The 20,831-nt window shown below is 36.4% G+C and carries 18 protein-coding genes; 8 read left to right on the top strand and 10 right to left on the bottom strand.

Going from position 1 to position 20,831, the window contains the following annotated elements; translation table 11 throughout:
* Positions 1-6: 6 nt before the first annotated feature.
* From AAG068_RS10380 to moaA, 3 genes are read right to left on the bottom strand one after another with little or no spacing between them, the layout of a single operon-like run.
* Positions 7-1,296, bottom strand: coding sequence for a molybdopterin molybdotransferase MoeA (locus AAG068_RS10380; protein WP_342719205.1), 1,290 nt, complete (start codon positions 1,294-1,296; stop codon positions 7-9).
* Positions 1,297-1,338: 42 nt separating this feature from the next.
* Complete coding sequence (locus AAG068_RS10375; protein WP_342719204.1) at positions 1,339-2,352, bottom strand: molybdopterin-synthase adenylyltransferase MoeB; 1,014 nt, start codon at positions 2,350-2,352, stop codon at positions 1,339-1,341.
* Between the two features lie 17 nt (positions 2,353-2,369).
* Positions 2,370-3,383, bottom strand: coding sequence for a GTP 3',8-cyclase MoaA (gene moaA / locus AAG068_RS10370; RefSeq protein ID WP_342719203.1), 1,014 nt, complete (start codon positions 3,381-3,383; stop codon positions 2,370-2,372).
* A gap of 278 nt (positions 3,384-3,661) precedes the next feature.
* On the opposite strand from moaA, the gene AAG068_RS10365 reads away from it, so the two are divergent.
* A complete protein-coding gene (locus tag AAG068_RS10365) occupies positions 3,662-4,354 on the top strand; it encodes a Crp/Fnr family transcriptional regulator (protein ID WP_000185188.1) in 693 nt (230 codons plus the stop codon).
* A 91-nt stretch (positions 4,355-4,445) separates the two neighbouring features.
* Here AAG068_RS10365 and narI read toward each other — a convergent pair whose 3' ends face one another.
* The 4 genes from narI to AAG068_RS10345 are packed head-to-tail and all read right to left on the bottom strand — an operon-like array spanning position 4,446 to position 10,851.
* Positions 4,446-5,135: a respiratory nitrate reductase subunit gamma gene (gene narI, locus AAG068_RS10360; RefSeq protein WP_046197563.1), complete on the bottom strand. Its 690-nt coding sequence runs from the start codon at positions 5,133-5,135 to the stop codon at positions 4,446-4,448.
* A gap of 17 nt (positions 5,136-5,152) precedes the next feature.
* Complete coding sequence (gene narJ, locus AAG068_RS10355; RefSeq protein ID WP_342719202.1) at positions 5,153-5,683, bottom strand: nitrate reductase molybdenum cofactor assembly chaperone; 531 nt, start codon at positions 5,681-5,683, stop codon at positions 5,153-5,155.
* Between the two features lie 19 nt (positions 5,684-5,702).
* Positions 5,703-7,178: a nitrate reductase subunit beta gene (gene narH / locus AAG068_RS10350; RefSeq protein WP_342719201.1), complete on the bottom strand. Its 1,476-nt coding sequence runs from the start codon at positions 7,176-7,178 to the stop codon at positions 5,703-5,705.
* Entirely contained in the window at positions 7,168-10,851 is a 3,684-nt protein-coding gene (locus tag AAG068_RS10345; protein ID WP_342719200.1) for a nitrate reductase subunit alpha, read from the bottom strand. Before AAG068_RS10345 ends, narH begins: the two co-directional genes overlap by 11 nt.
* A 473-nt stretch (positions 10,852-11,324) precedes the next feature.
* Between AAG068_RS10345 and AAG068_RS10340 the strand changes: the two genes are divergently transcribed.
* From AAG068_RS10340 to AAG068_RS10330, 3 genes are read left to right on the top strand one after another with little or no spacing between them, the layout of a single operon-like run.
* Complete coding sequence (locus AAG068_RS10340) at positions 11,325-12,287, top strand: AAA family ATPase (protein ID WP_342719199.1); 963 nt, start codon at positions 11,325-11,327, stop codon at positions 12,285-12,287.
* The gene (locus AAG068_RS10335; RefSeq protein ID WP_342719737.1) at positions 12,287-13,501 is read left to right on the top strand and encodes a DUF58 domain-containing protein; all 1,215 of its coding nucleotides are present in this window, start codon (positions 12,287-12,289) and stop codon (positions 13,499-13,501) included. Before AAG068_RS10340 ends, AAG068_RS10335 begins: the two co-directional genes overlap by 1 nt.
* Positions 13,498-15,726: a transglutaminase TgpA family protein gene (locus AAG068_RS10330; protein ID WP_342719198.1), complete on the top strand. Its 2,229-nt coding sequence runs from the start codon at positions 13,498-13,500 to the stop codon at positions 15,724-15,726. The genes AAG068_RS10335 and AAG068_RS10330 overlap by 4 nt, the downstream gene beginning before the upstream one ends.
* Positions 15,727-15,792: 66 nt before the next feature.
* On the opposite strand, the gene bsaA is transcribed toward AAG068_RS10330, so the two are convergent.
* Positions 15,793-16,275, bottom strand: coding sequence for a glutathione peroxidase (gene bsaA, locus AAG068_RS10325; protein WP_342719197.1), 483 nt, complete (start codon positions 16,273-16,275; stop codon positions 15,793-15,795).
* Positions 16,276-16,499: 224 nt separating this feature from the next.
* Here bsaA and AAG068_RS10320 point away from each other — a divergent pair, with 224 nt between their 5' ends.
* The 3 genes from AAG068_RS10320 (at position 16,500) to AAG068_RS10310 (ending at position 18,298) form a co-directional block, all read left to right on the top strand.
* The gene (locus tag AAG068_RS10320; RefSeq protein ID WP_342719196.1) at positions 16,500-16,709 is read left to right on the top strand and encodes a DUF3925 domain-containing protein; all 210 of its coding nucleotides are present in this window, start codon (positions 16,500-16,502) and stop codon (positions 16,707-16,709) included.
* Between the two features lie 97 nt (positions 16,710-16,806).
* Entirely contained in the window at positions 16,807-17,778 is a 972-nt protein-coding gene (locus tag AAG068_RS10315) for an MBL fold metallo-hydrolase (protein ID WP_342719195.1), read from the top strand.
* Between the two features lie 85 nt (positions 17,779-17,863).
* A complete protein-coding gene (locus AAG068_RS10310; protein WP_064460240.1) occupies positions 17,864-18,298 on the top strand; it encodes a hypothetical protein in 435 nt (144 codons plus the stop codon).
* Positions 18,299-18,354: 56 nt separating this feature from the next.
* Here AAG068_RS10310 and AAG068_RS10305 read toward each other — a convergent pair whose 3' ends face one another.
* Positions 18,355-19,035, bottom strand: coding sequence for a DUF3600 domain-containing protein (locus AAG068_RS10305; RefSeq protein ID WP_342719193.1), 681 nt, complete (start codon positions 19,033-19,035; stop codon positions 18,355-18,357).
* Complete coding sequence (locus AAG068_RS10300) at positions 19,032-19,613, bottom strand: sigma-70 family RNA polymerase sigma factor (protein WP_342719192.1); 582 nt, start codon at positions 19,611-19,613, stop codon at positions 19,032-19,034. Before AAG068_RS10300 ends, AAG068_RS10305 begins: the two co-directional genes overlap by 4 nt.
* A 206-nt stretch (positions 19,614-19,819) precedes the next feature.
* On the opposite strand from AAG068_RS10300, the gene AAG068_RS10295 reads away from it, so the two are divergent.
* Positions 19,820-20,806: a quinone oxidoreductase family protein gene (locus AAG068_RS10295; RefSeq protein ID WP_342719191.1), complete on the top strand. Its 987-nt coding sequence runs from the start codon at positions 19,820-19,822 to the stop codon at positions 20,804-20,806.
* Positions 20,807-20,831 lie beyond the last annotated feature (25 nt).

The following is a 20,831-nucleotide window of genomic DNA, read 5'->3' as shown; positions in this document are numbered from 1 at the left end:
TTTCTCTTATTTGTACGATCGAAGCGGTTCTTCCCATGGCCACTCACTTCCGGCGTTTGATTCTAATAACAGTACCGAAACCGTTATTCCTGCTTCAAATCCTCTCGTTCCTCCTGGTAAAACGATAAATGCATTTGATTCTACAAGTGAAGAAATTGCACTAGATTTATCTAAACCAACTGGTATAGCTTGCAATGTTCCATCTACAATTTCCACTTTCCCTCTTACAAATCGAGTAAATGGATTTGCTTTCGGAAAGTCTTTTTGTAATATTGCCTCTGCACGAAATACGTGCGGATTTTTCTTATACAAGTATGTTCGAATAACTGGCCGAACAAATAATTCACAACCGACATAGCAAGCAGAAGGATTACCAGATAAACCAAATAGTAGTTTTCCTTCTACCTCAGCTACAGTTGTCACACTTCCTGGTCGCATCGCTATTTTGTTAAAAAGTACATTTGCTTGTAATCTCTCATAAATAGCAGGTAAATAGTCATAATCTCCTACCGAAACGCCACCAGTTGTAATTAAAATATCGACTTCTTTCATCGCTTTTTTTACAGTGTTATAACACGTCTCAAAATCGTCAGCGAACTGTCCATAATACTGTACAACTCCGCCGGCTCGTTCAATTTGAGCAACAATCATATAGGAGTTACTATTTCGAATCTTCCCTAGCTTTAATTGTTCATGTACTTCAAGCAGTTCGCTTCCTGTCGTTACAATTCCAATAACCGGCTGTTTTATAACATTTACGGAACTATAACCAAACGTAGCAAGAAGCGCTGCTACTCCAGGATTAATAACAGTCCCTTTTTTCACAAGGATGCTATTTTGTTTTACATCTTCTCCTTTAAAAGAAATATTATCACCAGAAGAGAAAGAGCGTTTTAATACCATATAAGTCTTTTCGTTTTCTTCAAACCCTTCCGTTAGTTCTAACATAACAACCGCATTACACCCTTTCGGAATTGCGGCTCCTGTCATAATACGGACAGCTTGAAACTCTTTCACTTCTTCTGTAAAAACAAAACCTGCTCCAATTTCGCCAATTACTTCAAACTGAATGGGGTTACTACTACTCGCTTCTTTTGTATCTTCCGCTCGAATCGCAAACCCGTCGTACGGAGAGCGATCAAAATGCGGGACATCATGATCTGCAATAACATTTTCTCCAAGCGTTCTACCGTAGCTTTCTATAAGAGAAACCTTTTCTATTTCACCTTGGTAGGCATATTTCATTACACGCGCAACCGCTTCTGCTACTGGAATTGGTATACGTTTATCTAACATTCTTTTTCACCTCGTTTTAATAAGGAGAAACGCCCTTTCTGTTCACCCTATATATTTTGCGTATAATCGTTTTGCTATTTTCACATCATTTGTTCCATGAATAAATGCCCTACCGTCTGTAAATAAAACGAAACGATATTCATCAATTAGAAATGATAGTAAGTATGGCGTTTTTTTGACCTGTACACTTTTTTGTAATCGTTTTTGAATTTCGGTTAAATTAAGATTTCTCTTTATTCCTGAACGGATTTGAACTGTATTCCGTCCGCATAACACTTCCATTTTCATTTGTGTTTCAAATGTTAAACTTGGATACGTTCGTGATTTCCCGCAAGATGGACATATACTTTTTTTCTGTCTATTTACTTTTAATGAGAGATATTGATTGTTCCAAATATCAAATGATAACATCGTCCCTCTTAGCGACTCATAATCATCCACCAATATTTTCATCGCCTCTGTAACTTGATGCGCAACAACCATCTGTACAGTTGGCTGAATGATTCCCGCTGTATCGCATGTTGCACCGCCCATAGGATGATCCATCAGACAGCGAAAACATGGTGTTTTCCCCGGCAGAATTGTATACGTTACACCGTAACTTCCAACGCATCCACCGTATATCCAAGGTATATTTTCTTTTTGTGAAATATCATTTATAAGTAGGCGCGTATCGAAATTGTCAGTCGCATCTATGATGAGATCCACTTCTTTTGTTAACTCTTCTATTTCTCGCATTGTGACATCCGTTACAACTGGTACAATTTCCACTTCAGAATTAATCTTTCTTACATGTTCTGCTGCTGCAATTGCTTTTGGTTTGCATTGCTTTGCATCTTCTTCTGTATATAACTGTTGCCGCTGTAAATTACTCCATTCGACGTAGTCACGATCGGCAATTGTCAATTTCCCAATTCCCATCCTAGCGAGTGCTTCTACATTCGCAGCTCCTAGTGCACCCGCACCAATTAAGAGCACATGCTTTTCTCTTATTTTTCTTTGACCCATTTTTCCAATTCCTGAAAACAATACTTGCCTTGAATATCGATCTTGCATAGGGACTCCCCCTTTCACTATCCGCCAATGTAAGACATTTCAACTTTTTGACGTTTATTTGTACTATTCGCCGTTCTTTCATCTGAATATCGATCTGTTCTATATCGCCATGTATGTTGTAAAATTTTTAATAGTGATGCATCAGAAATATTTTCTCGAAGAAGCGTTCTCAAATCCGTTCCTTTCGCTCCAAATAGGCACGTGAAAAACTTGCCGTCTGCCGAAATACGAGCTCTCGTACAAGAAGAACAAAATGACTCAGATACTGAAGTAATAAATCCAACTTCTGCATCGCTCCCTACATATCGATACAATTTCGCAACTTCTCCAAAATAACGAGGTGCAACAGGTTCAATCGGATATACGCGATTAATCTTCTCTATTAATTGTTCCTTCGTAATCACTTGTTCAAAATTCCATCCGTTCGTACTACCCACATCCATAAACTCAATGAAACGGAGCTGAATTTCTTGTTCTTTAAAATAACGAGCCATATGAAGAATTTGACTATCATTCATTCCTTTTTTTACGACCGTATTCACCTTTACTTCTAATCCAGCAGCCTTTGCTGCTTCTATTCCTTTCAGTACAGGTTTTGTGCTTACATTTCTTCCGTTAATTTTTTGAAAAACGTGATCCTCTATTGCATCTAAACTAATATTTACACGCTTTAATCCAGCATCTTTTAGCGCCTTAGCTTGTTTTGCTAAATGAATTCCGTTTGTTGTGAGCCCAATGTCTTTTAAGCCTTCTAGTTTTGTAAGCCTTGCTATTAACTGAGATAAGTCTTTACGCAGTAACGGTTCACCGCCAGTAAGCCTAATTTTTTCAACTCCCATACTTATAAATAACCTAGCTAGTCTCTCTATTTCATCAAAAGATAATAAAAACTCTTCCTGTAAAAAAGCGTAATCAGGTCCGAACACTTCAGCAGGCATACAGTATGTGCACCTGAAATTACAACGATCAATAACTGAAATACGTAAATCTTGAAGTGGCCGTTCTAAAGAATCTTTCATTTTCTCGTGCATCTATATCCCTTCTTTTCTGCTGCAATGCTTAGTAAGCTTTCGTTTTTTTATTTGCCTTCATTATAAAAAAGAAGCGACATATTCAATGTGACTTTTCTCACATTACTTTCCCCATTCAAAAATTCTTCACAAATCCGTTCGCATTTTGTTCACATCTTCAGTCCCTACTCCTTACGGTCATTGAAATTTTACATCAATTTTGAAATAGCTCTTGCATTTTCAGCATACTTACACTCAAAATAGGAAATGTATTGCTTATAAGAAGAAAGGTGATTGCTGTGACAAACAGTATGAAATTATCTCAAGATTTAAAGGAATTACTTGCATCTGTTGAATATAAAATGCAGATAAAAAAAGGTAGTTTTATTTTTCAAGAAGGTATGGAGGCAACCGAACTCTATATTATCCACTCAGGAAAAGTACAAATTAGTAAACTTAGTGCTGACGGACAAGAATTAACACTTCGAATTTGTTCGGAATATGACATTATTGGAGAATTAACGTTGTTCACGGATAATGCAAAATATTTATTAAACTCAAAATGTCTTGAAGATGTTGAAGTAGGTGTAATAAAGCGTGAAGCGTTAGAAAAAGCATTACTCCAAAAACCCGCTCTTGTATTTGAATTTATGAAATGGATTAGTGAACATTTAAGAAGAATGCAAACGAAGTTCCGAGATTTAGTGTTACACGGCAAAAAAGGTGCCTTATATTCTACTCTCATTCGAATGACAAATAGTTACGGTGTATTAAAAGAAAATGGCATTCTCATCGATTTACCGTTAACGAATCAAGAACTAGCTAATTTCTGTGCAACTTCACGCGAAAGTGTAAATCGAATGTTAAATGAATTAAAAAAACAAGGTACAATTTCGATTCATAAAGGAAAGATTACCATTCACGATTTACAATTTTTAAAATGTGAAATTGCTTGTGAAGATTGTTCTGCTTCTGTTTGTAGTATTGATTAGCATTTTATTGAGATTTATACCTATAAATAAAGCCGAGGTCTCCAATTAGATCTCGGCTTTATTTATAAGTTACTAAACATATAAAACAACATTATTTTTTCAATTCATTTGGAATACGTCTTCTGTAAATTACATAACTACGACTTACGTATTTAATTGGGGCGCTAAAAACATGTACAAGTCTTGTAAATGGCCATACTGCAAATAGCCCCATACCTGCAATTATATGAATTTTAAACCATACTGGCACTTCCGTCATATACTCAACTTTCGGTTGGAAAATAAAGAGACTTCGGAACCAAGGACCGATCGTTGTACGATAATCAAACCCTTTTGAGTCGATGTTTAAAAATGTTGAAGAAAGTCCTGCTAGCATTACGATAAGTAATAATATAAGCGCAATATAATCTCCCTTCGTACTCGTTGCAATGATACGTTTTACTGTTACGCGGCGATACGTTAATATAATTAAACCGATGATAGAAGCAACACCTGCCGGAAGCCCGAAACTAATTGCCATTATGTGATACGTATGCTCAGAAATACCTATCGAACGGTATACAGCTTCTGGAATTAAAATTCCCATAACATGACCGCCAATTACGAACATGATCCCAAAGTGGAATAATAGACTTCCGATTCGGAGCATTTTCTTTTCTAATAGTTCACTAGATTTTGATGTCCATCCAAATTGATCATAGTTGTATCTGAAAATATGTCCACCGATAAAGATTGCAAAAATGATATAGGGAAACAATACCCATAGAAATTGATCCATCATTTCGACAACTCTCCTTTCTAATTTGTCTGTACACCCCATGTATCGATAGCGAGTAAAACAGCCGCAAGAATTGGTTCATACATACTATCCGCTTCTTTTAATTGAACGTGTAATGCTTGTATGTTTTCCTTGTATTTACTCATAATTGGTTCACTGTCTTGCTCATTTGCATTTGCAAAAAACTCTAATAATAACGGTAAATAATCAGGTAGTTCTTTATCTGTTACTTCAAAACCAGATTTTTTATAATGCTGCTTTAACTCTAGTAATTCAATACCTCTTTCTCTTTGTTCACCGGTGTTCATATAAGTAAGATACATATTCGTCTTTTTACCAAAATCAAATGTATATACGTAACTATCAATAAGTTGATCGTTCGTTTTATCTAGTGCTTGTTTTATAAATGTTGTAAGTGAAGCTTTAACATCGTCCTGTTCAATCGCTTCAATCTCTTCTTGTAAATCAGCTAAAGCTTCTCTCCACCCGAGTTCCGGGTAGGAGAGAAGGAATGACGAACACGAAAAAGCAGTTTGTAAACTTTGTTTCATATTTTTCCGCCCCCATTATTTAAGAAATTGTCATACAAGAGCCCGGGCCACCTGCGAAGGATAAACCACAGCTTCCTTGTTCGTTATATAAATCTGCAACTTGTTCGCGGTGAGATGCCGGAATGACGAAGCGATCTTTATATTTCGCGATAGCAAGAAGACGATACATATCTTCTACATCCTGTTTCGTTAAACCGAGTTCTTTTAATACCGCTTCATTTGGTTCTTTATTAATTTGAAGTGCTCTCATATGTGTTCGCATAACAGCCATTTTTTTCAATGTAAGACGAATATGTGATTCATCTCCTGCAGTGAGTAAATTCGCTAAATATTGAATTGGAATACGCATATTATCAATAGCAGGGAAAATCTCTTCTGCTTGCCAGTTACTACCTTTTCCCTCCACCATATTCATAATTGGGCTAAGCGGCGGGATATACCAAACCATTGGCATTGTACGATACTCTGGGTGAAGAGGTAGAGCGATTTTCCAATCAATAATCATTTTATAGATTGGTGACTGTTGTGCCGCTTTAATCCATTCTTCAGGAATCCCTTGTTTTTTCGCTTCAGCTGCTACTTCTGGATCATTTGGATCTAAGAAAACAGTAAGCTGAGATTCATATAAATCTTTTTCATTTTCAACAGAAGCCGCTTCTTTTACTTTGTCAGCGTCATATAGCATTACCCCAATATATCGAATACGTCCTACACATGTTTCCGAACAAATTGTAGGCATACCAGCTTCAATACGTGGGAAACACATTGTGCACTTTTCAGCTTTATTCGTTTGCCAGTTAAAATACACTTTTTTATATGGACAAGAAGATACGCAAAATCTCCATGCACGACATGCATTTTGATCGACAAGAACAATCCCATCTTCTTGACGTTTATACATCGCTCCAGACGGACAAGAAGATACACAAGATGGATTCATACAATGTTCGCATATGCGTGGTAAATACATCATAAAGACATTTTCAAAATCAGTTTTAATTTCTTCTTCCATTCTCTTTACGTTCGGATCTTGTAATCCTGTTATATGTCCACCAGCTAAATCATCTTCCCAGTTTGGACCCCATTCAATTTTATCGATAAATTCACCTGTAATTGCTGATTTCGGACGAGCAACTGGCTGATGCTTACGCTGTGGACTATTTGTTAACGTTTCATAATCATAGTTCCAAGGTTCAAAATAATCATCAATTGTCGGTTGATCTGGATTATGGAAAATATTCATAAGACGTTTCATTTTCGAACCGGATTTCAGCTGAATTTCACCATTTTTCAATTCCCAGCCGCCTTTATATTTCTCCTGATCTTCCCATTGTTTCGGATAACCAATACCAGGTTTCGTTTCTACGTTATTGAAATACATATATTCAGCACCTGGACGATTTGTCCAGGTGTTTTTGCATGTTACGCTACAAGTATGACAGCCGATGCATTTATCTAGGTTCATTACCATTCCGACTTGCGCTTTAATCTTCAAGCCAATCTACCTCCTTCAGTTTGCGAATTACTACGTTTAAGTCGCGCTGATTCCCCGTCGGACCATAATAGTTAAATCCATAACTTAATTGACCATATCCACCAATCATATGTGTCGGTTTTACGTGAATTCGAGTTGGGCTATTATGCGTCCCCCCGCGGTTACTTGTTAATTTCGTACCAGGTACGTTTATATGACGATCTTGCGCATGGTGCATAAACGCCATTCCTCTCGGTATACGATGCGTTACAACAGCACGTGCTACAACAACACCGTTACGGTTAAAGCACTCGATCCAATCATTATCCACAACGCCTGCTTCAACAGCATCCTCTTTATTCATCCAAACGGTTGGACCACCTCTAAACAGCGTTAACATCGGTAATGAATCGAAATACATACTATGAATGGACCACTTATTATGCGGTGTTAAATAGTTCAATGTAATCTCTTTTCCTTCTACTTCAGGCCGTGATTTACGGAACGGTTTATGTTGCAGAATTGGTTTAAATGTTGCCATCGTTTCACCAAATTCTTTCATCATGTCATGATCTAAATAGAAAGATTGTCGTCCAGTGATTGTTCTCCAAGGGATGAGACGTTCTACATTTGTTGTAAATGGTGAGTAACGGCGTCCACCTTTTTCAGAACCTGTAAAGGCTGGAGAAGTAATTACTGTTTTTGGCTGCGCTGTAATTTGTTCAAATGTGAAGCATTCTTCTTCACGTTCTTCTGCTAAATCACGTAATTTTAAATCCGTTTGTTTTTCAAGTGCTTCCCATGCTTTTACAGCCATATGACCGTTTGTTGTAGAAGAAAGCGTTAATACCGCTTCAGCTGCATTGATTGCTTCTTTTATATCTGGGCAACCTTTCGCGATAGAATCTGTTCGAACGACTCCTAATCGGCTCTTTAATTGCTCATATTCCTTTTCCGCAGACCAAGAAATCCCTTTCGTACCAATCGGTTGTTTTCCGGCATTTGGTCCTAGTGCAGTCATTTTGTCATAAATCGTTTTATAATCTCTTTCGACAACATGAATTTGTGGCATCGTTTTACCCGGAATTGGTTCACATTCACCTTTACTCCAGTCTTTAATTTTGCCAAGTGGTTGCGCTAATTCTTGCGGTGTATCGTGAAGAAGTGGTGTTGCCACAACTTCTTTCATTGGTTCAAGATCGATTTTCTTCGCTAAATCAGACACGGCTTTAGAAAGAGAAGTGAAAATATCCCAGTCAGAGCGCGCTTCCCACGGTGAACCGATTGCCGGATTAAATGGATGTACAAATGGATGCATATCTGTACTACTTAAATCATGCTTTTCGTACCAAGTTGAAGCAGGTAAGACGATATCAGAATATAGCGCTGTTCCAGCCATACGGAAATCTAAATTAATAAGTAAATCAAGCTTCCCTTCTGGTGCTTCTTCATGCCATTTAATTTCTTCTGGTCGCAACGAATCACTATCATCATTCATTAATCCGTTCGTTGTACCTAACAAATGTTTTAAGAAATATTCATGTCCTTTACCAGAACTTGAAATTAAGTTTGCACGCCATACGAATAAGTTGCGCGGGAAGTTATTTATGTTATCTGGATCTTCAATTGCGAATTTCAGTTCTTTATCTTTTAGTTTTTGCGCAACGTATTTTCCGATTTCTTCTTGCGTTTTTGCACCAGCAGCAACAGCTTCTTTATATAATTCAATCCCATTTTTCTCGAATGTCGGATACGAAGGTAACCAGCCAAGTCGTGCCGCTAATACGTTGTAATCACCGTGATGTTGATAACGAGAGTTGCCTTCTACTGGTGACGCTAAATGACCAACTGGTGTATCTTCATAACGCCATTGATCTGTTACGAAATAGAAGAAAGATGTACCATTTTGTAATTTCGGTGGTCCTTGCCAATCTTTTGCCATCGCGATCGTTTGCCATCCTTCCGCTGGTCGTAATTTTTCTTGACCAACGTAATGCGCCCAGCCACCGCCGTTTACACCTTGTGCTCCGACGAGAAGTACAAGATTTAAAACTGCCCGATAAATCGTATCAGAGTTAAACCAATGGTTAATACCAGCTCCGACAATAATCATTGAGCGACCGTTCGTATCAACAGCATTTTGTGCGAACTCACGAGCGATTTGAATAATAAGCTCACGTTTTACTCCTGTCATTTTCTCTTGCCATGCAGGTGTAAACGGTACGTCATCATTAAAGTCTTTCGGCTCTTGTCCGCCAAGTCCTCGGTTCACACCGTAATTTGCTAACGTTAAGTCGTATACAGTTGTAACGAACACTTCGCCCTCTTCTGTCATAACCTTTTTCACTGGAATTGTACGTTCTAATACTTTGTTTCCATCATCAGAGAAATACGGAATTTGTAACGTTTCAACACTATCTTCCATTCCAAGTAAAGAAAGACGGGGATCAATCTTTTCACCTGTTTCTTCATCTTCTAAACGTAAGTTCCATTTCTTTTCGTTATCCCAACGTGACCCCATTGTGCCGTGAGGTGTTGCAAAATCATTCGTATTCTCGTTCCAAAGTACAGGTTTCCATTCTCCTAACTTCGTTTCGCGCCCAATATCAGAAGCATTTAAGAACCGATCCGCAACGAATTGATCTTCTTTTTGTTTCAATGTGACGAAGAAAGGAAAATCAGTATATTGCTTCGCATACTTTGTGAAGTATTCCACTTGATTATCTACGTAAAACTCTTGTAAGATTACATGCCCCATTGCCATCGCAAGTGCACCATCTGTACCTTGCTTCACACTAATCCAATCATCCGCAAACTTTGTAGATTCAGCGAAGTCAGGACTGACAGAAACGACTTTCGTTCCTTTATATCGAACCTCTGCTAAAAAGTGTGCATCTGGTGTTCTCGTCATCGGTACATTTGAACCCCATGTCATAATGTAACCAGAGTTATACCAATCACTACTTTCTGGCACGTCTGTTTGATCGCCCCAAATTTGCGGAGAAGCTGGTGGTAAATCTGCGTACCAATCGTAGAAGCTAAGCATCGGTCCACCCATAAGTTGCATAAAGCGACTACCAGCTGCATGACTTAACATCGACATTGCTGGAATTGGTGAGAAACCGACATTTCGGTCTGGACCGTATTTCATTACTGTGTATAGTAAAGACGCTGAAACGAGTTGTAACACTTCATCCCAATTCGCACGAATGAACCCCCCTTTACCACGCGCCTGCTTATACGTACGTGCCTTTTCAGGGTTTTCCACAATGCTTTTCCAAGCGTCTAGTGGTGACTCGTTATTTTGTAATTCTTCTTGCCACATATTCCAAAGAACACCACGTACATACGGATATTTCACACGAAGTGGGCTATAAATGTACCAAGAAAAACTTGCTCCACGTGGACATCCTCGCGGTTCAAAATCAGGCATATCAGGACCTGTAGTCGGATAATTAAGCTCTTGCCCTTCCCAAGTTACAATTCCATCTTTCACATATATATTCCAACTACATGAACCAGTACAGTTCACGCCGTGTGTAGAACGAATTACTTTATCATGCTGCCAACGCTTTCTGTACACATTTTCCCATTCGCGATCTTCATATGTTTCTTGTGTATGATTATCGTTATAACGATCTATTGGCGAAAAATATTTTAAACGTCTCATTAGTGCTGAAGGTTTCTTCTTCATACTGTTCACTCCTTTAATACGTCTCTCTTACATACCCTTACTATAAGAGAGGTTGTAAATTACAGATGTGACATTTCGCACAGTTCAAGAGATTGTCAAAATTTCAGTAGAAAATAAGTTTGTGAGAAGACTTTTTTTTCGTTGTGAAGATTTATAATAAATCTTGATTAATAGAAGAAAAGTATTTTGAGGTATCGACTATTTTGCAAAAGAAAAACAACAAAAATTGTATGTGAGGATGTTTTTTCTTCGCGATAATATTTTATAGCAGGACATATTTCATATAAAATGAGAAATCATTATTTACCATATTGCCCTAAGTTACGGAAACAATTATACTAGATGTAATCAGAGTAAATAATCTGAATATTCTTAGAATTAAAGATAAAATCTTTACTGCCCGCAATTAGATGGATACATTCTATTTTCCGTTAAATAGATTAGAAAACGATACTAACATTAGGAGGATTACGATGCACCAGCTTGATTCATTACATCCCATTATAGAAAAAATAATTAACAATATTGAAAAGTTAATGGTCGGAAAGCGAAAAGAAACGCTCTTAGCTTTAACAGCTCTCTTAGCTGAAGGTCATGTACTATTAGAAGATGTTCCTGGCGTTGGGAAAACAATGTTAGTACGTGCACTTTCTAAATCAATTGATGCTGATTACAAGCGAATTCAATTTACACCTGATTTACTTCCATCAGATGTAACAGGTGTTTCTATTTATAATCCGAAAGAACTCCAATTTGAGTTCAAGCCTGGACCAATTATGGGGAATTTTATACTGGCTGATGAAATTAATCGTACATCTCCAAAAACACAGTCTGCCTTACTTGAAAGTATGGAAGAAGGCAATATTACAATAGATGGCATGACAAGACCGTTACCAAAACCGTTCTTTGTAATGGCTACACAAAATCCGGTCGAATATGAGGGAACATATCCTTTACCAGAAGCCCAGCTCGATCGTTTCTTGTTGAAACTAAGAATGGGATATCCTACACCAGAAGAAGAATTTGAAATTTTAAACCGGATGGAAAAAACGAATCCCCTCTCCCATTTACAAGCTATTACTACAATAGAAGAATTACTTTATTTACAACAAAGCGTACGGGAAGTAAGTATGGACAAAGCAATTAAGCATTACATTGTAAAGCTTGTTAGTCAGACTCGTTCTTATAGTTCTATACAGCTTGGTGCAAGTCCGCGTGGCTCGATTGCTTTAATGAAAGCTTCACAAGCTTATGCATTCATCCATGGCAGAAATTATGTTATTCCTGACGATGTTAAATTTTTAGCTCCTTACGTGTTGGCTCACAGACTCATTTTAAAAATGGAGGCAAAATTTGAAGGAATTATAGGAGAACAAGTTATCGCAAAAATCGTTGCGCGAACTACCGTACCGACTCAAAGGAAGATGAACCTTTGATGAAACGGATACTACGAGCACTCTATCATTTTACTAAGTTATTACTCATTCCTTTATGTCTAGTCCTAACATTTGTATACGCTATGCTTCAAGGAGGATTTGTAAGTTGGTTTTTGTTTTACAGTGTGATTCCTATTGGCCTTTATTCACTACTACTCCCCTTCTATGCTTTACGGAACGTCGAGGTAAAACGAAGAACAAATCAGGACGAATATGTAGCAGGAGAACCATTTTTAAGTACGATTACAATAAAAAGAAAATTTCCTTTTCCCTTGCTTTATTTAATTATAGAAGATGAACTACCATCACAATTTACAAATTGTAAAGAAACGAAAATGAATAAAGTAATACTCTTTCCAGGATTGAAACGAAATATTTCATTTCAATATGCAATTGACACACTCCCTAGAGGAGAGCACTCTTTTTCAAGCGTACATGTCAAAACTGGCGATCTATTCGGTATGATGGAGAAAGAAATAACTTTTTCAGTTCCAGATACATTTTTAGTCTATCCTCAGTATGTAGATATAACGTATCGACAAATGGAAAATCATTTCGAACAAGGAGCACTTTCAGCAAATATAAATTTAGCAAAAGACTCTACCATTTCTGTCGGTGTGAGAGACTATAAACCTGGTGACCGCTTTTCATGGATTGATTGGAAAGCAACTGCACGAACAAACAACATTATGACGAAAGAGTTTGAACAACAGCGTAGCCATAATATTATGATATTCATGGACAGAACCCCATCCCCTCTATTCGAATCAGTCGTCACATTTACTGCCTCTATTGTCAGATCTGTCTTGAAGCAAAATTCACCGGCGTCATTCGTATCTGTCGGAAAAGAACGAACTTTTTTCCCTTTAGACAATGGAGATAGTCAGTTGCATCAAATCTTTTGTCATTTAGCGAAAGTACAAGCGGACAGTGCATTCCCGCTCTCCCGAAGTGTAGAAATGGAATTAAGAAAAATTTATGAGCCCGTAACGATTATACTCGTAACAAGCGATCTTTCTCCCGATATTCAAAAGGCGGCTGACTATGCTGCTATAAAAAATAGAAAATTAATGGTGTTTGTCGTAAAAGAAAAAGCAAATCAACTATCACATCGAGAACTTAGTATTCTAGAAACTCTACAAAAGCGAAAAATATTTGTAAATGTGGTTTATGGAAACCAGTATACAAACGTATTTTTTGAGGTGAGCAAATGATAACATTACAGACAAAAAAACAATGGGATATGACTAGATTTTTCATGCATGCATGCGCATTTCTACTTTTACTAGAATGGCTAAGGCCCCTTATAGGTATTACAAACGTAGGTAGATTAGATATTTTTGTAATATTTATAGGGATTTGCTTCACTCTCTCTTTTTTTCAAACAAGATGGCAGATTCCAATAAAAACCTTCACCATTTTATTCATCATTCATTTCTTGTACTATAAAAACGCTTTTATAAATCCATCTTGGCTAATGAAATTTTTTACTGATATTTCTCAAAATTCCTCCTTGTTATTTCAGGGGAATTTGCTAGATATTTCTCCAGTTTTTCCAACACTTTTATTTTTTTTATCATTTTGGTTTTTGAGTGCTTTCATCTCTTTTTGGATGATTCATAAAAAACGTGGGTTGTTATTTCTTATATTGACTATTATTTATATCACCATTTTTTATAACTTACATTTATACAATGCAAACTACGCTATTATTCGTACTATTGTCATCGGCTTTTTTATGCTTAGTCTCCTTCGCATAGAACGAATAAAAGAAATGGAACACCTACAAAATTATGCTAGAGAAATCTCAAAATTACTTAAACCTCTTACAATATTTATTGTATTGTTAGCAACAATCGCATACTTTGCTCCAAAATTTGGCCCTCAATGGTCAAACCCAATGGATTTTTTAAAATTCAATACATCCGAAGCAAGTAAAAAACAAGAAGTTTCTAAAATTGGGTATGGTTTAGATGACTCGAGATTAGGTGGTCCTTTTAAGGCAGATCCTACAATTGTATTCACAGCACAAACAAAAAACAAACAATATTGGAGAGTCGAAACGAAAGATTTTTATACAGGAAAAGGCTGGGAGGTTTCTGAAAATCAAAAAAAGATTTCTTTTAAAAATAAAAACGACGTCGTGAGCTGGTACGAACAAAATACAAAAACGGAGACAACAAAGGCAACAATCAACATGCAAAAAAGTTATCCTCACCTTACCTATCCAGTAGGGTTAATATCAGTTGAAGCTTCTTCAGATGTATCATACAGCGTTGACCCATTTTCTGAAAAAATCTATACGATGAACGGAGATTCCTCTACTACTTTACATTCATATAAAGTAACGTATGAGGTCCCGGAGTTTTCCATAGAAAACTTAAAAGCTGTAAAAATGAATGAAGGTCAAGAAACGAATCCTTATTTCATAACAAAGTACACACAACTTCCCGAATCATTACCACAGCGAGTAAAAGACTTAGCTGTTAATCTAACAAACGATAAAGACAACCGATATGATAAAGTATTAGCTATCGAAAACTACTTCACCGACCATTCTTTCGTATATGAAACAATGAATGTGTTGTTCCCTGCCAAAAACCAAGATTATGTTGATCAATTTCTTTTCGATACAAAAAGCGGCTACTGTAATAATTTTTCGACGTCTATGATCGTGTTACTTCGTTCTGCCGGTATCCCTGCTCGCTGGGTAAAAGGTTATACAGAAGGAACTCTTGATAATACGCTTGTGGGTGCTGAAGGTGAGGATGTTTATAAAATCGCGAACGATAACGCACACTCTTGGGTCGAAGTATATTTCCCTGGATACGGATGGATTCCATTCGAACCAACAAAAGGATTTACGAATCCCTATAATTTCACAAATAATACTCCTGCTCCTACTATACAAAATAGCGAAGAAACTAATTCTCCAAACGCGCAAATGCACCAAAGAAACAATGAAGCAAAGCTTAAAAGTTTAATAGAAAATACAGAAGAAACTCCTACTAAAGAGATTAAAAATTCTAAAAATAAACTTTCTTGGTGGTACGTGTTCCTTTCTACGATACCAATTAGTATCATCGGCTATACTCTCTTCGCTACTAGAATGAAATGGATTACATTTTTTATTATTCTTTTCTATAAATACCGAAAAGATGATGCTGTTTATAGCAAAGCTTACAGCGCACTCTTAAAACAATTTGCGCGAATCGGTATACCACGAGGTGAAAGTCAAACATTCCGAGAATATGCTCTCCACATCGATACACTTTACAACTCGAATGATATGCAACAGCTTACTTTCAGTTATGAAAACGCTATGTATCAAAAGGGGCAGGCCGCAGCAGAATGGGAAAAATCCGTACACTTATGGGAAATTCTTATGAAAAAAGCAGCTTCTCCGCCTAAATCAAATGACTTCCATTCAGCGATTTAATCTTGAAAAAGCCTCAAAGAACTACATTGTTCTTTGAGGCTTTTTTTAATAAAGTGAAACTTCTAGTTATTCTCCAAGTGCCTTCTCAATCTCAACCTCTAAATCCACCGGCTTCGTCTGCGGTGCAAAACGTCCAACTACTTTCCCGTCTCTTCCAATTAGAAACTTAGTAAAGTTCCATTTTACTGCTTTCATACCGAGTAAACCTGGCAATTGTTCTGTCATGTATGTATATAGAGGATGAGCCTTGTCACCTTTTACATCGATTTTTGCAAACATCGGGAAATTCACACCGTAGTTTAATTCACAAAAACTAGTAATATCCGCTTCTGTACCCGGTTCTTGTCCTCCGAATTGGTTACAAGGGAAACCGAGTATTTCTAGTCCTTGGTCTTTATATTTATCATATACTTCTTGTAAACCTTTATATTGCGGTGTAAAACCACACTTACTAGCTACATTTACAATAAGAAGTGCTTTTCCTTCGTAATCTTTTAAGGGTTTATCTTCTCCTGTTATCGTTTTAGCTGTAAAATTATAAACTGTCATTGTTCTTCCCCCTATCTTCACTATCATTCTATGTTTATACTATACTACATTCGTTAATATACAGCTCTTATTACGTACTTAAACCCATAAATGACAGCGCTTTATTTATGTTCAAAAATTCGACACAAACTACTAGACTTTTATGTTGGAAAGTTTTACAATTGAATTGTGAACAAAATGTGACAGTTTATATTCCATTATAAAAGAAAAGGATGGTGTTCATTATGAAAACTGCACAACATGAAACGATTTCAAATCGCGAGTTTTATTTCGTACTATATATGATGTTATTGTATGTTATTGGTTGGGTAATCGATGTTAATGGTTTATTTTTAAGCTCCTACTTTAATTTAGCAGGAGAAATTATGCTTCCAATCGTTGGTGGTATTGTTGGACTGTTCGTTATGTCTATTAATAAACAACAAAGGCAATAATAACATGACAAAAAGGGAGAAGACGAAACTTTCGTTTTCTGCCTTTTTGTATTTTTAGCGTATAATAGAAACATGCAGTAACTAAGGAGTGGTAAATATGAAAAAAGTAGAGCAATTATCTTCTCACCTATATCTTATTGATGATTTCGATTTACAACATAATGAACGAACTGGTACGTACGTTTTATTAGGTGAGGATATTACTTTAATTGAAACTTGTGCAGCCCCTTCTCTTCCGTATATTTTAGACGGCTTACAACAATTACATATTAATTTAAACGATGTAAAAAACATTATCGTTACACACGTTCATTTAGATCACGCCGGTGCAGCTGGTTTAATGATGGAAAAGTGTCCAAATGCTACTTTATATGTGCATTCTCGCGGTGCTCGTCATATGATTGATCCAACAAAACTCATTTTAGGCGCAAAAGCTGTGTACAAAGAAGATTTCGATAAACTATTTGATCCAATTCTTCCTATAGAAGAGGAACGTGTTCGTATTGTACAACATGGTGATACATTAAAAATTGCAGAAGACCGTACACTTACATTTTACGATACACCGGGACATGCAAAGCACCATATTAGCATTCACGATTCATTAACAAACGGCATTTTTACTGGCGATACAATTGGAATTTATTATAGAGAACTCGCAGACCTTGGTGTAGAACTATATTTACCATCAACGTCCCCTTCCCAATTCCAACCAGATGCGATGATTGCTTCTAAAAATCACATTCAAAGTATGAATGTAGATACTATTTATTTCGGTCATTACGGTGCATCTTCCAATGTTACAGAAGTATATAACCAACTGGAACATTGGCTACCTATTTTCGTTCATACTGGAAAAGAGGTCTTTGAACAGTATAATGATTTCGATGAAGCGACTAAAGCTTTACAAACTGTATTAATGGATAAGATCTCTTCCCACCTTACAAAGTTAAATGTTCCATCAGATCATTCCGTTTATAACATTTTACATCTAGATATAGAAATTAGTGCGATGGGCATTATAGATTATTTCACGAAGCAAGAAAAAGCAAACTCCACTATTAAATAACCGTAAAAGAAGAGATATACAACTGCAGTTATTGTATATCTCTTCTTTTTTTGAATATATTTTGAGTAAAGGATGGTGGAATGCAATGCAAAAAGTAATGCTATATCTCTGCTTCACATTGTTTATCGTCTTATTATTATTTGTTGGAGTGAAGATTCAATTTTATTTAGATACAGATGCGCAGGTGAACTTTAACGTGTATCCAAGATTATTCTACTTTACACTATTCCCTCTTATAGTTGGCATTTTATTACGATTCCTTCAATCCATTAATCGCGAAACAAGTAAACAAAACTGGCGCTTTCAACCGGATAAATTTATCGCTATTACTGTGCCTACGCTATTCATTTCCTTTTCTCCAGCTCTACTCTTTTCACCAGTTGGTGCATACCTACCTTATTTAACTAATATTATTCTTATAAATACTACTTTTGTTACGATAATAAGTTTAATAGCTGGCTATTCCCTTTTAGATTGTTTTATACAAAAAGATACTGCAAATATGAAAAAATATAATTGAACACTCTTTTTTGTTTCAATAAAAAAGCTCAAAGCTAAAGCATTGAGTTTTTTTACTTATCTCACCTTTTCATCTACATACTCCATAAACTGCTCCGCTTGAATAAACCTTTCTTTGTACGCCTCAGGTACTTCTTCTACTTCCATCCCACCAGTTGATTTTGTCTTTACTCGTACGATTTCATATGTCATTAATGCTTCCACATAACGGTCAAACTCTTCTTGCGTTAATACCTCTTTAGTAGACTTATGACCATTTAGTTTATCAAAGTATGGTTGAAGGCTCATACTTACCTTTTTCATTTCTTCTCTTTTTGCTGGTGATAATTGATCATAATCAATATTACCGTTCGAATCTCCATACGTAAGCTTTGCATTTGTTAATTTTTTTAGTTCTTTTGTAAACTCTTCATATTCTTTCGCATCCATTTCATCTTTCGCCTCTGATAATTTTGTATTAAAATGCATATATGCTTCTAACGTCATCGCTCCAGCATATTTTTTTAAATTCTCAAACGATCCGTATATACCATCCGCCATAATAGATTGATACGCAAAACCAGTCGTTGGGAGTAAAAATGCTGCCGCAAGCACTCCTGCAATAAGACGCTTCTTCCTTTTGTTCCCCCCACGATTCATTTTAATCTGAACAATTACCTTTTCTTTTAACTCCGGCGGGGCGATAATCCCCTTCGCTTCGTCTTGTATAGATTCTCTAACTCTACAATCTAAACTCATTTCACATTCCCTACCTCTCCTAAAAAGATTTCTTCTACTTGCTCTTTTTGACGTAGTTTCTTTAATGCTGCGTGAATTCTAGATTTCACAGTACCAATTGGAATATGTAATATTTGTGCTACTTCTTCTTGTGAATAATCGTGTAAGTATCTTAAGATAATAACTTGTTTCAATTTATACGGTAATTTATGAATGAGTTCGATTAGTTTTTTGTTTGATATTTTACTTACAACATCGTTAGAAAAATCAATTTGTACTGGTTTTCTTTGCTCTTCTGCTTTTTTTATAATTCGTATTCGCATCCACCTCTGTCTTCTATAAGAGTGAATTTGTTTAATCGCAAGCCCAATTAGCCAAGGGCGAAATGGCTTCTCACTATCATACTTACGAAGCGATTCATATAGTTGTATGTATATTTCTTGAACGACATCATCTACATCCATTTTATCTTCAATTAAAAAATGTGCTGTTTTATATACTCCTTGAATCGTTTTATCATACAACTTGCTATATGCTTCTTTATTTCCTGATAAAGTTAATTGGATCAAATCTGTATACAACACTGTTTCATCCTTCACATACCATCCCTCCTTTGTCTTACACTCTATATTGGCAAGTAATTGATATTTCGTTCGATTTTTTCAAAGGTTTTTTATATAGATTAATATAATGATTCAATATGTACATAAGCTTCACTTATAAAGTCGCATAACAATTATATAATTTTCCAATTTCTAATGACGATTTAAAATGATTTATATAGTCAAATTTAGGAGGGTATATGATGAAAGCTATCGTTGTAACGTCGTTTGGTGGTCCTGAAGTGATGAAATATACAGATGTGGATATACCGGCTATTTCAGAAGATCAAGTTTTGATTCGCGTTGTTGCTACTAGTGTGAATTTCGCCGATATTAAATCCCGTTATGGTAAAAAAGGAAATAAAGCACTACCTTTTATTCCAGGGATAGATGCCGCTGGTATTGTAGAACGTGTCGGGTCTCAAGTTAAAAATCTTCATCCTGGACAGCGAGTCATCGCTTTTCCTCAAAATGGATCTTACGCAGAATACGTTGTCTCAAACGAAAATCTTACTTTTGCTTTACCACATGAAATCGATTTTCAAACTGCAGCGGCATGCCCTATCGTATCTTTTACAAGCTATAATTTACTCGTAAATGTTGCAAGGCTTCAACAAGGCGAGTCTGTACTCATTCATGCTGCGGCTGGCGGAATTGGTACAACAGCTATTCAACTTGCAAAACGATTAGGGGCTGGAACCGTTATTGGTACTGTCGGAAGTGAAGTAAAAAGAAAAATAGCTTTAGATGCTGGAGCTGATTATGTTATTTGTTATCAAGATGAGGATTTTGTAGAGAAAGTCAACGAGCTGACAAACGGTGAAGGGGTTGATGTAATTTTAGACTCTATTTCTGGAACGGTTTCAGAAAAAAGTTTAAATTGTCTCGCTTATTACGGTCGCCTCATTCACTTCGGTAATGCTAGCGGTGAAATTGGTAATTTCCAAACGAATGATTTACACGCAAGTTGCCGCTCTATACTCGGTTTTAGCTTTGGCACTACACGAAAAAAACGTCCTGAACTACTCCAAGAAACTGCAAATGAAGTTTTCCGTTATTTACGTGATGGCAGTCTAAAAATAAAAGCAACGAAATCTTTTCCACTTCAAGATGCAGGGAAAGCACATGAATGGGTCGAAAGTAGAAAAAGTACAGGGAAAGTAATACTAACTGTTCAGTCCTCTTCCTGAAATGAATACTTGAAACCGAGGTGTC

The organism is Bacillus paramycoides, assembly GCF_038971285.1.
Lineage (GTDB): Bacteria > Bacillota > Bacilli > Bacillales > Bacillaceae_G > Bacillus_A.
This window is presented reverse-complemented; position numbering and strand designations above follow the sequence as displayed.